Below are 15,165 nucleotides of genomic sequence, written 5' to 3' on the forward strand. Positions count from 1 at the left end.
GATCAACCGGCCGGCCTCTTGGCCGTCGACCCAAGACGGATGCCTATGAACCCGAATTTTCTTGATTTCGAACAGCCGATCGCTGACCTGCAAGCCAAGATTGAAGAATTGCGCTTGGTGGGTAATGACAACTCGCTGAACATCGGCGACGAAATCTCGCGACTGCAAGACAAGAGCAACACGCTGACCGAAAGCATTTTCGGCAACCTGACGAGTTGGCAGATTGCACGCATGGCGCGTCACCCGCGTCGTCCGTACACCCTGGACTACATTCAGCACATCTTCACCGAGTTCGATGAGCTGCACGGCGACCGTCACTTCTCCGACGACGCTGCAATCGTCGGCGGTATTGCACGTCTGGAAGGCCAGCCAGTGATGGTGATCGGTCATCAGAAAGGCCGTGAAGTGCGTGAGAAGGTTCGTCGTAACTTCGGCATGCCGCGTCCTGAAGGCTATCGCAAAGCCTGTCGTCTGATGGAAATGGCCGAGCGTTTCAAAATGCCGATCCTGACCTTCATCGACACGCCGGGCGCATACCCGGGTATCGACGCTGAAGAGCGTAACCAGAGCGAAGCGATCGCCTGGAACCTGCGCGTCATGGCGCGCCTGAAAACGCCAATCATCGCCACTGTTATTGGTGAAGGCGGTTCTGGCGGCGCATTGGCTATCGGTGTCTGCGATCAGTTGAACATGCTGCAGTACTCCACCTACGCGGTGATCTCGCCGGAAGGCTGCGCATCGATTCTGTGGAAAACCGCGGAAAAAGCACCTGATGCTGCTGAAGCCATGGGCATCACGGCTGATCGTCTGAAAGGTCTGGGTATTGTTGATAAGGTCATCGCCGAGCCTCTGGGCGGCGCACATCGCGACCCGGCCGCCGCTGCGCTGGAAATCCGTCAGGAATTGAGCAGCCAGTTGGCGATGCTCAAGAAGTTCGACAACGATGCGCTGCTGGCTCGTCGTTATGAGCGCTTGATGAGCTACGGCCTCTGATTCAGAGCCTTTGATCTTGTAGGAGCTGCCGAAGGTTGCGAATTGCGCAGTCCCGGGCATGCCGCCATCGCAGCCTTTGGCAGCTCCTGCATCAATGCTCCGAGCGACAGAAATCTATGACCACACTTACATCCTCCGGTCATGATCTCCCTGCCAGACTCCTCAAGGTCCTGGCCCCTTGGCGCAACGCGCCAGCCTGGCACATCGGTTTCTCCGGTGGCCTTGATTCCACTGTCTTGCTGCACCTTGTGGCCGAAATCGCAAAACGCGAAAATCTCCCGCCGTTAAACGCTATCCATGTTCACCACGGCCTGCAGGCTCTAGCTGACGCCTGGCCGCTGCATTGCCTGCAGGTTTGCAACGCGCTGGGCGTTCCTTTGCAAGTGATCAGTGTGCGGGTGGAGCCTGGCGCCAGTCTTGAGCAGGCAGCGCGTGATGCGCGTTATGCCGCGCTCAGTGATTGCCTTGCTGAAGATGAGGTTCTGCTGACCGGTCAGCATCAGGACGATCAGGCTGAAACCTTACTGTTCCGCCTGTTGCGAGGTGCAGGGGTGCGGGGGCTGGCGGGGATGCCGGCAAGCCGCAGCCTGGGGCAAGGGCATTTAGTCAGGCCTTTATTGAGTATTTCCCGGGAAGAGCTGGAGGCGTACGCCCTCGAGCATCACTTGCGCTGGGTGGAGGACCCTAGCAACGGGGACTCTCACTATTCGCGCAATTATCTGCGCAATAGGGCGCTGCCCGTCTTGAAGTCCCGCTGGCCGCAGGCGACCGCGAGCATGGCACGCACCGCTGCTCATCTGAGTGAAGCGCAACAACTGCTGGAGGAGTTGGCGCAGGCTGATCTGGCATCTGCCGAATCCTCAAGTGTCTTCGACTGGCTCAAGCTCCCCTCGCTGGCCTTGTCTCCACTGATGGATCTATCGCCCGCGCGGCAACGCAATGCGCTGCGCCACTGGCTGGCAGCACTGACTCGCCTGCCGGATAGCGATCATTGGGTTGGCTGGGAAACGCTGCGAGACGCAGGGCAGGGCGGGCGCCCTGTATGGCGCTTGGCTGATGGCGAGTTGCATCGTGATCAGGGGCGCATCTGGTGGCTTTCCGACAACTGGTTGCAGCCGCTGACGCAGTCTGCTCAGCCCTGGGCGGATGCGCGGCGAGTGCTGGAACTGCCCTGTAATGGTCAGCTTTTCATTGAAGGTGAAATTCCTTCTGGACTGCTGGAGGTGCGTTATCGCCAGGGAGGAGAAGTTCTCAGCCTGCCTGGACGCGGACATCGCGACCTCAAGCGTCTGCTCAGTGAGAATGAAATACCGCTATTCGTCCGCGGCCGATTGCCGCTGCTGTACCGCAACGGTGAGTTTCTGGCGGTGGCTAACCTGCCCGCGCTCAATGTTTGCGGCCCCGAAAGCGGGTTGTTGCACTGGGTGCCGCCGACGAATGACCAAAGTTTGAGCTGAAAGCCCAATTCCGGTAGACTACGCTCCCTTCTTGATACAGCTTCTGTGGATCCTTTTGGATCGACATGAGTTGCCGGTTACCAACCAGTCTTTGCTGGATGATTCTTAACATGTGGCGCGCAATTGACAGGCTTCTTCAGTCAGTCCGTTTCAACGCAGCAGTTCGGGAGTTCACCGTGAATTTTGTCGGTAATCGGGGGCTTCGGCCTTCCTTCGCTTTCCCCGGCGGCTCTGACCGCTTTAACGCAGACTTCTAGGGTTTTTCATGACGCGCTACATCTTCGTCACGGGCGGTGTTGTTTCTTCATTGGGGAAAGGCATTGCCTCGGCTTCATTGGCGGCCATCCTGGAGGCGCGGGGACTTAAGGTCACCATGCTCAAGCTTGACCCCTATATCAACGTCGATCCGGGTACCATGAGCCCGTTCCAGCACGGTGAAGTGTTCGTCACCCATGACGGCGCCGAAACCGACCTGGACCTTGGCCACTACGAGCGGTTCATCCGCACGACCATGACCCAGAACAACAACTTCACCACTGGCCGTGTGTACGAACACGTCCTGCGCAAAGAGCGCCGTGGTGATTATCTGGGCGCGACCATTCAGGTCATTCCTCACATCACCGACGAAATCAAACGCCGGATCATCAAGGGCGCAGGCGATGCTGACGTCGCTCTGGTCGAGATTGGCGGCACTGTGGGTGACATCGAATCGCAACCGTTCCTGGAAGCGATCCGTCAGTTGCGCTTCGAAGTGGGCGCCAAGCGCGCCATGCTGATGCACCTGACACTGGTTCCTTACATCGCGACCGCTGGCGAAACCAAAACCAAGCCGACTCAGCATTCGGTGAAGGAGTTGCGTTCCATCGGCCTGCAGCCTGACGTTCTGGTATGCCGTTCCGATCACCCGATTGATATCTCCTCGCGTCGCAAGATCGCTCAGTTCACCAACGTGGAAGAGCGTGCCGTTATCGCGCTGGAAGACGCCGATACCATCTACAAGATTCCGGGCATCCTGCACTCCCAGGGCCTCGACGATTTCGTCGTCGAGCGCTTCGGTCTGCAATGCAACAGCGCAGACCTGTCCGAGTGGGACGCTGTGGTAGACGCCAAGCTCAACCCTGAGCATGAAGTCACCATCGCCATGGTCGGTAAATACATGGAGTTGCTGGACGCTTACAAGTCGCTGATCGAAGCGATGAGTCACGCTGGCATCACCAACCGTACCAAGGTCAACCTGCGCTACATCGACTCCGAAGACATCGAGAATCAAGGCACGGCGCTGCTGGAAGGCGTTGATGCGATTCTGGTCCCGGGTGGTTTCGGTCTGCGCGGCGTTGAAGGCAAGATCACCGCTGTTCAGTTCGCTCGCGAGAACAAGGTTCCTTACCTGGGGATCTGCCTGGGCATGCAAGTGGCGGTCATCGAGTACGCTCGTAACGTGCTGGGCTGGAAAGACGCCAACTCCACCGAATTCGATCGCAATGGCGCACACGCTGTTGTAGGTCTGATCACCGAGTGGGCGGACGCTACCGGTGCTGTTGAAACCCGTACTGAAAGCTCGGATCTGGGCGGCACCATGCGTCTGGGGGCGCAAGAGTGCCAGCTTGAGCCTGGTTCGCTGGTACATGACTGTTACGCCAGCGATGTGATCATCGAGCGTCATCGTCATCGCTACGAAGTTAACAACAACTTGCTGCCGCAGTTACTGGAAGCGGGCCTGAAAGTCTCGGGTCGTTCCGGTGATGGCGCGTTGGTAGAAGTTGTTGAAGCACCGGATCATCCATGGTTTGTTGCTTGCCAATTCCACCCTGAGTTCACCTCGACACCTCGCGATGGCCATCCGCTGTTCAGTGGTTTCGTCAAGGCAGCACTGACTCAGCACGAGAAAAATTCTTGATTCGGGAAACCCAGAACATGGCTCAGAAAACTATCCGCGTCGGCTCGATCGAAATTGCCAATGACAAGCCAATGGTGCTTTTCGGTGGCATGAACGTCCTTGAGTCCCGGGACATGGCCATGCAGATCTGCGAAGAATACGTACGGGTCACCGAAAAGCTCGGTATCCCTTACGTATTCAAGGCCAGCTTTGATAAAGCCAACCGTTCTTCCATGCATTCTTATCGTGGTCCAGGCCTGGAAGAGGGCATGCGAATCTTTGAAGAAGTCAAAAAGACCTTCAATGTACCGCTGATCACTGATGTGCATGAGCCAGAGCAGGCCAAGGTTGTCGCTGAAGTCTGCGATATCATCCAGTTGCCCGCTTTCCTGTCGCGTCAGACCGATCTTGTGGTTGCCATGGCCCGTAGCGGTGCTGTGATCAACATCAAGAAGGCCCAGTTCCTCGCGCCTCAGGAGATGAAACACATCCTGAGCAAATGCGAAGAAGCGGGTAACGATCAGTTGATCCTCTGCGAGCGCGGCACCAGCTTTGGCTACAACAACCTGGTGGTGGACATGCTCGGCTTCGGCATCATGAAGCAGTTCAACTACCCGGTATTTTTCGATGTGACGCATGCCTTGCAAATGCCAGGCGGTCGTTCGGATTCTGCTGGCGGTCGTCGTGCGCAGGTATTGGAACTGGCGAAGGCCGGCATGAGTCAAAACCTCGCTGGATTGTTCCTTGAGGCTCATCCTGATCCTGACAATGCCAAATGCGACGGCCCTTGCGCCTTGCGTCTGGACAAGCTGGAGCCGTTCCTGGCTCAACTCAAGGCTCTGGATGAGTTGGTCAAAAGCTTCCCGGCAGTAGAAACCGCTTAAAGCTGCTTCTCCGCAGGGTTGCCCTCCGGTAAAGTGCCGCACGTTTTCATCCCCCGACCTCAGGTCGGGGTTTGTCGCTCTAAGGTCTGCCCTGTATTGAGTCCTGGAGCGGCAAGCATTTCCCAGCTGCGTCGTTTTCGTCAATCTTGGAGTGTTTACAACAATGGCAAAAATCGTCGACATCAAAGGTCGTGAAGTTCTCGACTCCCGTGGCAATCCCACCGTGGAAGCAGATGTGCTCCTCGACAACGGCATCATCGGTAGCGCATGCGCACCGTCCGGTGCTTCAACCGGCTCGCGCGAGGCGCTGGAGCTGCGTGATGGCGACAAGAGCCGTTACCTGGGCAAGGGTGTTCTCAAGGCTGTAGCCAACATCAACGGTCCGATTCGTGACCTGTTGCTAGGCAAGGATCCTGTCGACCAGCAAGCGCTGGACCGCGCCATGATTGCTCTGGACGGGACTGAAAACAAAGCAAGCCTGGGTGCCAACGCGATCCTCGCTGTATCTCTGGCTGCAGCCAAGGCTGCTGCTCAGGATCAGGACCTGCCGTTGTATGCGCATATCGCCAACCTGAACGGTACGCCGGGTGTTTACTCGATGCCGGTTCCGATGATGAACATCATCAACGGTGGTGAGCATGCCGATAACAACATCGACATCCAGGAATTCATGATTCAGCCTGTCGGCGCCAAGACCTTCTCCGAAGGCCTGCGCTGGGGCACCGAGATTTTCCATCACCTCAAAGCTGTGCTGAAGGCGCGTGGCCTGAACACTGCCGTAGGTGACGAAGGTGGTTTCGCACCTGACCTAAACTCCAATGCCGACGCACTGGACGCCATCGCCGAAGCGGTTGCCAATGCAGGCTACAAGCTGGGTACCGATGTGACCCTGGCACTGGACTGTGCGGCGAGCGAGTTCTACAAGAACGGCAAGTATGTGTTGAGTGAAGAAGGCGAGTATGACTCCGCCGGTTTCGCTGACTACCTGGCTGATCTGGTCAGCAAGCACCCGATCATCTCCATCGAAGATGGTCTTGACGAGTCCGACTGGGATGGCTGGAAGATCCTCACCGACAAGATCGGTGACAAGGTGCAACTGGTCGGTGACGATCTGTTCGTGACCAACACCAAGATCCTCAAGGAAGGCATCGAGAAGAAAATCGGTAACTCTATCCTGATCAAGTTCAATCAGATCGGCACCCTTACCGAAACTCTGGAAGCTATCCAGATGGCCAAGGCCGCCGGTTACACTGCGGTTATCTCGCATCGCTCAGGCGAAACCGAGGATTCCACCATTGCCGATCTGGCAGTGGGCACTTCGGCGGGTCAGATCAAAACCGGTTCGTTGAGCCGTTCGGATCGTATCTCCAAGTACAACCAGCTGCTGCGTATCGAAGAGCAACTGGGTGCCAAGGCGGTATACCGTGGTCGCGGCGAGTTTCGCGGCTGACACCGAGATGGTAAAAAGACAGCCGGTGCTGTGACAATCGCCTGCTTTCCCGGATGATTGATCAGCATTGATGCGGGTTGCACCGCTATAGAGCCTGGCCCCGCCAGGCTCTATGCCCTCAGTCCCCTGTTGTATTGTTGGCTTCATGTTGTCGGCTCTGCTGTCTTTTTTACTGGGTACCTGATATTCAATGCGCAGTCCTAACTGGTTGTTTCTCGTCCTGATCCTGTTACTCGCGGGCCTGCAATATCGGCTGTGGGTTGGTAACGGGAGTCTGGCGCAAGTGGCGAGCCTTAATCAGCAGATCGCTGATCAGCATGCGGAGAACGAAGCGCTGCTTGAGCGTAATCGGGTCATGGATGCTGAAGTGCTTGAATTGAAAAAAGGTATGGAGACCGTAGAAGAGCGTGCCCGTCATGAACTGGGCATGGTCAAGGACGGCGAGACGCTCTATCAGTTGGCGCAATGAAACTGACCCTATGAACAAGAGCATCCTCCCAGCCTTCTGGGCAGTTATTCCTGCCGCGGGAGTTGGGTCCCGTATGGCCGCAGATCGTCCCAAGCAGTATCTGCAACTGGGCGGCCTGACAATTCTTGAACACAGCCTGCTTTGCTTTCTCGATCACCCCCGTCTAAAGGGACTGGTGATCAGTCTTGCTGTGGATGACCCTTACTGGCCAGCCCTGCCTTGTGCGCTGGATTCGCGCATCACGCGGGTTGCGGGTGGTAAGGAGCGTGCAGATTCGGTACTGAATGCGTTGCTGCATTTGCATGCGCAGGGTGCCGGTGATGAAGACTGGGTACTGGTCCACGACGCTGCGCGGCCTAATCTGGCGCGTTCGGACCTGGATAACCTGCTGAGTGAACTGGCCGATGATCCGGTCGGTGGGCTGTTGGCGGTTCCTGCTCGCGATACGCTCAAGCGCGCGGGGCCTGATGGCCGGGTCACCGAAACGGTAGACCGCAGCCTGATTTGGCAAGCGTATACCCCGCAGATGTTTCGCTTGGGGGCGTTACATCGAGCGCTGGCCGACGGGCTGGTTTCCGATGTTGCCATTACGGATGAAGCTTCTGCGATCGAATGGGCAGGGCAGTCGCCCAGATTGATCGAAGGACGCTCGGATAACATCAAGGTCACTCGTCCCGAGGATCTTGAATGGTTGCGGCAGCGGCGTAGCGAGTTCAATCGCTGAGCTGACACCTTTGAAAAATGTAGGAGCTCACGAGCACCGCGAGGCAGCGATAGCGGTCTGTCTGATAAGCCGCTATCGCTGCCTCGCGGTGCTCGTGAGCTCCTACAGGGTTGGTATTAACTGTGCTACCTACCGATACTCATCCCGCATCGCCAACCCCTCCTTCAGATAATCCACCAGCTTGCGCACCTTTGGCGAAAGGTGTCGTTGTTGAGGGTATAGCGCCCAGACTGCTGTATTCGGCGGTTGATGAGCTTCCAGCAGGGAAACCAGCGCGCCACTGTTCAGATGGCTTAACACGTAATAATCCGGCAGCTGACAGAGCCCCACGCCATGCAATGCAGCATCCAGCACCGCCTGCCCGCTGTTGCAGCGCCAGTTACCCTGAACACGCTGGGAAAACTCCCGTCCGTTTTGTTGAAGTAACCAGGTGTCACTGCTGCCGATCAGACAATTATGTCGGCTCAGCTCCGACAGGCTGTGGGGACGGCCATATCGCTCCAGATAGGACGGCGATGCGCATAAGTACATCCGGCGCGGCGCGAGGCGGGTAGCGACCAGACGGGAATCCTGCAACCGGCCCAGCCTGATCGCCAGATCCAGCCCCTCATGCACCATGTCCAGCGTGTCGTTGTTCAACTGGATCTCCACCCGGATCTGCGGAAACAAATCCATGAAGCGCGTCACCAGCGGTGTGATAAACCGCTCGCCGTAAGCCACGGCGCAGGTCATACGCAAGAGGCCTTTGGGTTCGCTGGTTAAATCACCGACGGCACGCAGTGCTTCCTCGCGCCCATCCTGCAAACGCTGGCAATGGTGGAGAAACGTCTGACCCGCTTCTGTCAGGGCTACTCGCCGGGTGCTGCGATACAGCAGGCGTGTCTGCAAACGTTCTTCGAGGCGAGCGATTTGTCGGCTGATGTGCGATGACGAAACGCCCATTCGTTCGGCTGCCGCTGTGAACTGGCCACACTCTGCTACCGCGACGAATTCATCCAGGCCTTCCCAGCGATTGGTGTACATCGATTATCCCTGCCCAGCAATAATGTTTTGCTTTTAACTGGATTATTAACCAATCGGCACTGCTTTACACTGCATCCATCGTTTTAACTTCGTTGGAGAAAGATTGATGATCAAGTCACGCGCTGCTGTTGCCTTTGCCCCCAACCAACCGCTGCAAATCGTTGAGGTCGACGTTGAAGCACCAAAAGCCGGTGAGGTATTGATCCGCACAGTCGCCTCCGGCGTTTGCCACACCGACGCCTACACCTTGTCCGGCGCCGACTCCGAAGGCGTTTTCCCATGCATACTGGGTCACGAAGGTGGTGGTGTAGTTGAGGCAATTGGCGAAGGCGTTACGTCCTTGGCAGTGGGCGATCATGTGATCCCGCTGTACACCGCTGAATGCCGCGAGTGCAAGTTCTGCCTGTCGGGCAAAACCAACCTCTGTCAGAAAGTGCGTGCCACGCAGGGCAAGGGTTTGATGCCAGACGGCACGACCCGTTTCAGCTACAACGGCGAGCCGGTTTATCACTACATGGGCTGCTCGACGTTCTCCGAGTACACCGTGGTGCCGGAGATTTCTCTGGCAAAAATCCCTAAAGAAGCCCCGCTGGAAAAGGTCTGCCTGTTGGGCTGTGGCGTTACCACCGGCATCGGTGCTGTGCTTAATACCGCTAAAGTCGAGGAGGGTGCCACTGTCGCTATCTTCGGTCTGGGTGGTATCGGTCTGGCTGCAATCATTGGCGCAAAAATGGCCAAGGCCTCGCGCATCATTGCTATCGACATCAACCCTGCGAAGTTCGATGTGGCCCGTGAGCTAGGGGCGACTGATTTCATCAATCCAAAAGATCACGAAAAGCCGATTCAGGATGTGATCGTTGAATTGACTGACGGTGGTGTCGACTACAGCTTCGAATGTATCGGCAACGTCAACCTGATGCGTGCCGCGCTCGAGTGCTGCCACAAAGGTTGGGGCGAGTCGGTGATTATCGGTGTTGCCCCATCGGGTCAGGAAATCGCAACCCGTCCGTTCCAGTTGGTGACCGGTCGCGTCTGGCGCGGTTCGGCATTTGGCGGCGTTCGTGGTCGTACCGAGTTGCCAAGCTACGTCGAGAAGTCTCAGACCGGCGAAATCCCTCTGGATACCTTCATCACCCACACCATGGGTCTTGAAGACATCAACAAGGCGTTCGACCTGATGCACGAAGGCAAAAGCATCCGCACAGTCATTCATTTTTGAGAAGCAGCTTCAAGCTGCAAGCCATAAGCTGCAAGACGGCGTTCAGAGCCTTTCTTGTACCTTGTAACTTGTAGCTTGCTGCTGGGAGGCTACGACCCATGGCTCTTGAAAACATTTCCTGCCAGAAAAGCTTTGGCGGCTGGCACAAACGTTACAAGCATCATTCCGAAGTGCTTGGTTGCCACATGGTGTTTGCCGTTTACCTGCCGCCACAGGCAGAGCAGGGCGTTAAGTTACCAGTGTTGTACTGGCTCTCGGGCCTGACCTGCACTGATGAAAACTTCATGCAGAAGGCTGCGGCTCAACGTGTTGCGGCAGAGTTGGGTTTGATTATCGTTGCGCCCGACACAAGCCCGCGTGGCCCTGATGTCGCGGGCGATCCCGACGGTGCGTGGGATTTTGGCCTCGGTGCCGGGTTCTATCTCAATGCGACCCAGGAGCCTTGGGCCAGGCATTACCGCATGCACGATTACGTGGTCAACGAGCTTCCTGCCTTGGTCGAAGAGCATTTCCCGGCTTCGCAGGCACGTGGCATCAGCGGGCACTCAATGGGCGGCCACGGCGCGCTGGTCTGCGCTTTGCGCAATCCGGGGCGCTACAAATCCGTTTCGGCTTTTTCGCCGATTACTAATCCCATGGATTGCCCTTGGGGTCAGAAAGCTTTTTCCCGTTATCTGGGGGAAGAGCGTTCACGCTGGCGGGAATGGGATGCCAGTGTGCTGATTGCCGATGCACGCGAGAAGTTGCCGATCCTGGTGGATCAGGGGGATCGTGATGATTTCCTCGCCAACCAGCTCAAGCCCGAGGCGCTGGTTCAGGCGGCGAAGGCGGCAGGTCATCCTCTTACACTGCGCATGCAGCCTGGTTACGACCACAGCTATTTCTTCATCGCCAGCTTCATAGAAGATCACCTTCGGCATCATGGCGACGCGTTGAACAGCTAAGCGTCGACAAAGTAGGTAGAATCACGCCCTGACTTTTTTCAGGGCGTTTTTTATGCGTATTGGCCATGGCTACGATGTGCACCGTTTCGCTGAAGGCGATTTCATCACCTTGGGTGGCGTTCGCATTGCGCACCGGTTCGGCCTGCTCGCCCACTCCGATGGGGATGTGTTGCTGCACGCTTTGAGCGATGCACTGCTTGGCGCTGCTGCACTGGGTGATATCGGTAAACATTTTCCGGACACCGATCCGCAATTCAAAGGTGCTGACAGTCGCGCATTGCTGCGCCACGTCCTGACTCTGGTACAGAGCAAGGGCTGGAAAGTCGGCAATGTGGACGCAACCATTGTCGCTCAGGCACCGAAAATGGCGCCTCATATCGAATCGATGCGCGCATTGATTGCCGAGGATCTTCAAGTCGAGCTCGATCAAGTGAACGTCAAGGCAACCACCACTGAAAAGCTTGGTTTCACCGGCCGTGAAGAAGGCATCGCCGTTCACGCCGTTGCGCTGTTGCTGTCCGCATGACCGAATCAGAACTGCTGGGCCCGCAAGCTTATGGCCCGCCGCTGGGTAGCGCGGTGCTCAAGGCGACTGCCGAGGATTTTCAGGTCGACGAAGTGCTGGATATCCCGCTCTCCGGCGATGGCGAGCATTTATGGTTATGGGTCGAGAAACGCGGCCTCAACACCGAAGAAGCCGCCCGTCGTCTGGCGCGTGCCGCTGGCGTTCAGCTCAGGACTGTCAGCTACGCGGGCCTGAAGGATCGGCAGGCGCTGACTCGTCAGTGGTTTAGCATCCAGTTGCCTGGCAAGGCCGATCCTGATCTGAGTTCGGCTGAAAACGAAACCCTGAAAATCCTTCAAAGCTCTCGCCACAAGCGCAAGCTTCAGCGCGGCGCCCATGCTGCAAATGGTTTCACGTTGCGCCTGACCCAGTTGAGCGTCGACAAAGACGCGCTCAATGCGCGGCTTGAGGCAATTGCCAAGGCCGGTATTCCTAATTACTTCGGTGCCCAGCGCTTTGGCTACCAAGGCGGAAATCTGGGTGAGGCGCGTGATTACGCTGCGCGTCAGGCATTACCGGAGCAACGTGCAGTGCGTTCCCGGCTATTATCGACGGCCCGTAGCTACCTCTTCAATCAGGTCCTGGCGGCGCGTGTTGCTGATGGTTCCTGGCAGGTGGCGCAGGTCGGTGACTTGCTGGCATTCACCGACAGCCGCAGTTTTTTTCCGGCGGGCGTCGATGAATGCAATGATCCTCGGCTGGCGATTCTCGATCTGCATCCGACCGGCCCGCAATGGGGAGAAGGCCTATCGCCAGCCTCCGGAGCCACGGCGACACTGGAAAACGACGTGGCCAATCGCGAGTCGGCATTGCGCGACTGGCTCACAAGAGCCGGAATGGAGCACGAACGACGCATCCTGCGACTGCCCATTGGCCGGTTGACGTGGCATTATCCCGAGCCTGACATTCTGCAACTGGAATTCGTCCTTCCGCCCGGATGCTTCGCCACTGTACTGGTGCGCGAACTTGTTGATCTGGCCCCGGTTGGGCAGACGGACAGCTCATGCGTATTCTGATTTCTAACGATGATGGGGTCGCCGCACCCGGTCTCGCTGCGTTGTATGCGGCGCTGGCCGATTACAGCGAATGCGTGGTGATCGCCCCCGACCAAGACAAAAGCGGCGCCAGCAGCTCGCTGACGCTCGACCGGCCTTTGCATCCCCATGCTCTGGCGAACGGTTTCATCAGCGTCAACGGTACGCCAACCGACTGTGTACATCTGGGCCTGAACGGGTTGCTGGAAGTGCAACCGGACATGGTCGTGTCGGGTATTAATCTGGGCGCTAACCTGGGAGACGATGTTCTGTATTCCGGGACTGTGGCTGCAGCCCTTGAGGGACGATTCCTGGAAAGGCCTTCATTTGCCTTCTCATTCCTGTCACGTCAGCCGGATAACCTGGCGACTGCTGCGCATTACGCGCGACTGTTGGTGGAAGCTCATGAGCAGCTTGATTTGCCGCCGCGCACCGTCTTGAACGTAAACATTCCCAATCTGCCCCTCGATCATATTCGGGGCATTCAATTGACCCGTCTTGGTCATAGGGCACGAGCTGCAGCGCCGATCAAGGTCGTGGATCCACGAGGTCGGGCCGGCTACTGGATTGCAGCTGCCGGTGACGCAGAGGATGGCGGTGCAGGCACGGATTTTCATGCAGTGATGCAGGGTTATGTTTCTGTTACCCCCTTGCAGCTTGATCGTACTTACCAGGACGGGTTCGCTAGCCTGAACAAATGGCTGGAGGGCCTTCTTTGATGTCGCGCGAGCAAGATGATCTGTTACGTCGTGGAATCGGGATGACTTCTCAGCGGACTCGCGAGCGTCTGATTCAACGTCTCTACGATGAAGGGCTGTCCAACGCCCAAGTGCTGGAAGTCATTCGCAAGACACCGCGGCATCTGTTTGTCGATGAGGCCCTGGCTCATCGAGCCTATGAAGATACCGCGCTGCCGATCGGTCATAACCAGACGATTTCCCAGCCCTACATGGTCGCCCGTATGAGCGAGCTGCTGCTGGCGGCAGGCCCGCTGGACAAGGTGTTGGAAATCGGTACCGGTTCCGGTTACCAGACCGCGGTACTGGCTCAATTGGTTGAGCGTGTTTTTTCGGTAGAGCGCATCAAGGTTCTGCAGGATCGCGCCAAGGAACGTCTGGTCGAGCTCAATCTGCGCAACGTGGTATTTCGCTGGGGCGATGGTTGGGAAGGCTGGCCAGCGCTTGCTCCTTATAACGGGATTATCGTGACCGCAGTGGCAACCGACGTGCCGCAGGCTTTGCTTGATCAGCTCGCACCTGGGGGGCGTTTAGTGATCCCGGTGGGTTCCGGCGAAGTGCAGCAGTTAATGCTGATCGTGCGCGAGGAAAACGGGTTCTCTCGTCATGTGCTGGGTGCCGTACGTTTTGTACCATTATTAAATGGTCCGCTGGCTTGAGAGAATAACCCACTGAATTCTGGTTGAAGCCATCTGTCTATCTCATGGCATCAAGAGCCAATAACGGGGAATGACCCTGTGAAGTGGCTAACCTGACCGCACAATTGGATTCAGCGCAGTTAAGCAGTAGCTGCCAGCCGTTATTACGGCACAATAGGCATCTTTAATTCAGTCACCAGTAAAGGGAGTGGCGGGTGAGTCGCACAGTCATTCGGCAGCGTAGTTTTTCAACAAGTTTTCAGCGGCTGGTGATTGGCATTGCACTCAGTGTCCTCTTGGTCGGGTGCTCCAGCTCTCCCTCCGGTGGCGTGCGTGTCGTCGACCGTAACAATAATGCCGCGCCTCAACGCCCGACTGTAACCACCGGGCAATATGTCGTCCGTCGCGGCGATACGCTTTTTTCTATTGCCTTTCGTTACGGCTGGGATTACAAGGCGCTGGCGGCGCGTAATCAGATTCCTGAACCCTACACGATTCGTCCGGGTCAGACGATTCGCTTTGACGGGCGTTCAAATTCAACATCGTCAGCTGTTGTAACTGCACCTGGTGCGGTTCGCCCACCTGTGGCATCTACCACGACGTCGACGACAACCAGTCCTTCCGGCTCGGTCAAAACCACGGTCATTTCCAAGCCTGTCACGGCTGTTCCTCCTCCAGCGAGCGACTCGACGGGGCCTGCAGGGCCCTCTCCGAAGGGCTGGACATGGCCGTCTAATGGAGTTTTGATCGGGAAATTTTCTTCAAACGGTAGTTTGAATAAAGGCATTGATATCGCTGGGGATTTGGGACAGCCTGTTTTAGCTGCGTCTGATGGGTCAGTTGTCTACGCCGGGAGTGGGTTGCGGGGCTACGGCGAATTAGTCATCATCAAACACAGCGATACCTACGTCAGTGCTTACGGCCACAACCGTAGGCTGTTGGTACGGGAGGGGCAACAGGTCAAGGCAGGGCAGACGATTGCCGAGATGGGGTCAACGGGAACTGACCGGGTGAAGCTGCATTTTGAGATTCGCCGCCAAGGTAAACCTGTAGATCCACTGCAATTCCTGCCACGTCGTTGATTGTTGCCAGCCTGTTCCTAGCGTAGAGGGACAGGCTCAAGCGTTGCCATGGAATTGGCGTCGCTGGAGC

General features: G+C 57.0%; 15 protein-coding genes. 14 read left to right on the plus strand and 1 reads right to left on the minus strand.

Features of this window, described 5'->3' with window-relative positions:
* The first annotated feature begins 45 nt into the window (after positions 1 to 45).
* The 7 genes from AUC60_RS25085 (at position 46) to ispD (ending at position 7,853) form a co-directional block, all read left to right on the plus strand.
* Entirely contained in the window at positions 46 to 993 is a 948-nt protein-coding gene (locus AUC60_RS25085; protein ID WP_087273926.1) for an acetyl-CoA carboxylase carboxyltransferase subunit alpha, read from the plus strand.
* Between the two features lie 116 nt (positions 994 to 1,109).
* Positions 1,110 to 2,450, plus strand: coding sequence for a tRNA lysidine(34) synthetase TilS (gene tilS, locus AUC60_RS25090; RefSeq protein ID WP_087273928.1), 1,341 nt, complete (start codon positions 1,110 to 1,112; stop codon positions 2,448 to 2,450).
* Positions 2,451 to 2,715: 265 nt separating this feature from the next.
* Positions 2,716 to 4,347 (plus strand): CTP synthase, encoded by a 1,632-nt coding sequence (locus tag AUC60_RS25095; protein WP_087273930.1) that lies wholly within the window; start codon positions 2,716 to 2,718, stop codon positions 4,345 to 4,347.
* Positions 4,348 to 4,364: 17 nt separating this feature from the next.
* On the plus strand, positions 4,365 to 5,210 hold the full coding sequence (kdsA, locus tag AUC60_RS25100) for a 3-deoxy-8-phosphooctulonate synthase (RefSeq protein ID WP_087273982.1): 846 nt from the start codon (positions 4,365 to 4,367) through the stop codon (positions 5,208 to 5,210).
* Positions 5,211 to 5,373: 163 nt separating this feature from the next.
* Positions 5,374 to 6,660 carry a phosphopyruvate hydratase gene (eno, locus tag AUC60_RS25105; RefSeq protein ID WP_087273932.1) on the plus strand — a complete coding sequence of 429 codons (1,287 nt, stop codon included), beginning with the start codon at positions 5,374 to 5,376 and terminating at the stop codon, positions 6,658 to 6,660.
* 190 nt (positions 6,661 to 6,850) lie between these two features.
* Positions 6,851 to 7,129, plus strand: coding sequence for a cell division protein FtsB (gene ftsB, locus AUC60_RS25110; RefSeq protein WP_087273934.1), 279 nt, complete (start codon positions 6,851 to 6,853; stop codon positions 7,127 to 7,129).
* Positions 7,130 to 7,139: 10 nt separating this feature from the next.
* On the plus strand, positions 7,140 to 7,853 hold the full coding sequence (gene ispD / locus AUC60_RS25115; RefSeq protein WP_087273936.1) for a 2-C-methyl-D-erythritol 4-phosphate cytidylyltransferase: 714 nt from the start codon (positions 7,140 to 7,142) through the stop codon (positions 7,851 to 7,853).
* A 129-nt stretch (positions 7,854 to 7,982) separates the two neighbouring features.
* On the opposite strand, the gene AUC60_RS25120 is transcribed toward ispD, so the two are convergent.
* Positions 7,983 to 8,876: a LysR substrate-binding domain-containing protein gene (locus AUC60_RS25120; protein ID WP_087273938.1), complete on the minus strand. Its 894-nt coding sequence runs from the start codon at positions 8,874 to 8,876 to the stop codon at positions 7,983 to 7,985.
* Positions 8,877 to 8,982: 106 nt separating this feature from the next.
* Between AUC60_RS25120 and AUC60_RS25125 the strand changes: the two genes are divergently transcribed.
* From AUC60_RS25125 to AUC60_RS25155, 7 genes are all read left to right on the plus strand, one after another.
* On the plus strand, positions 8,983 to 10,095 hold the full coding sequence (locus AUC60_RS25125; protein WP_087273940.1) for an S-(hydroxymethyl)glutathione dehydrogenase/class III alcohol dehydrogenase: 1,113 nt from the start codon (positions 8,983 to 8,985) through the stop codon (positions 10,093 to 10,095).
* 98 nt (positions 10,096 to 10,193) lie between these two features.
* Positions 10,194 to 11,039, plus strand: a complete 846-nt coding sequence (fghA, locus tag AUC60_RS25130; RefSeq protein ID WP_087273942.1) for an S-formylglutathione hydrolase — start codon at positions 10,194 to 10,196, stop codon at positions 11,037 to 11,039.
* A 52-nt stretch (positions 11,040 to 11,091) separates the two neighbouring features.
* A complete protein-coding gene (ispF, locus tag AUC60_RS25135; RefSeq protein ID WP_087273945.1) occupies positions 11,092 to 11,565 on the plus strand; it encodes a 2-C-methyl-D-erythritol 2,4-cyclodiphosphate synthase in 474 nt (157 codons plus the stop codon).
* Positions 11,562 to 12,620 carry a tRNA pseudouridine(13) synthase TruD gene (gene truD, locus AUC60_RS25140; protein ID WP_087273947.1) on the plus strand — a complete coding sequence of 353 codons (1,059 nt, stop codon included), beginning with the start codon at positions 11,562 to 11,564 and terminating at the stop codon, positions 12,618 to 12,620. Before ispF ends, truD begins: the two co-directional genes overlap by 4 nt.
* Positions 12,608 to 13,357, plus strand: coding sequence for a 5'/3'-nucleotidase SurE (gene surE / locus AUC60_RS25145; protein WP_087273948.1), 750 nt, complete (start codon positions 12,608 to 12,610; stop codon positions 13,355 to 13,357). The genes truD and surE overlap by 13 nt, the downstream gene beginning before the upstream one ends.
* Before the next feature lie 41 nt (positions 13,358 to 13,398).
* Positions 13,399 to 14,034, plus strand: a complete 636-nt coding sequence (locus AUC60_RS25150; RefSeq protein ID WP_176469811.1) for a protein-L-isoaspartate(D-aspartate) O-methyltransferase — start codon at positions 13,399 to 13,401, stop codon at positions 14,032 to 14,034.
* A 194-nt stretch (positions 14,035 to 14,228) separates the two neighbouring features.
* Complete coding sequence (locus tag AUC60_RS25155; RefSeq protein WP_087273953.1) at positions 14,229 to 15,095, plus strand: peptidoglycan DD-metalloendopeptidase family protein; 867 nt, start codon at positions 14,229 to 14,231, stop codon at positions 15,093 to 15,095.
* Positions 15,096 to 15,165 lie beyond the last annotated feature (70 nt).

Source organism: Pseudomonas caspiana (assembly GCF_002158995.1).
Taxonomy (GTDB): domain Bacteria; phylum Pseudomonadota; class Gammaproteobacteria; order Pseudomonadales; family Pseudomonadaceae; genus Aquipseudomonas; species Aquipseudomonas caspiana.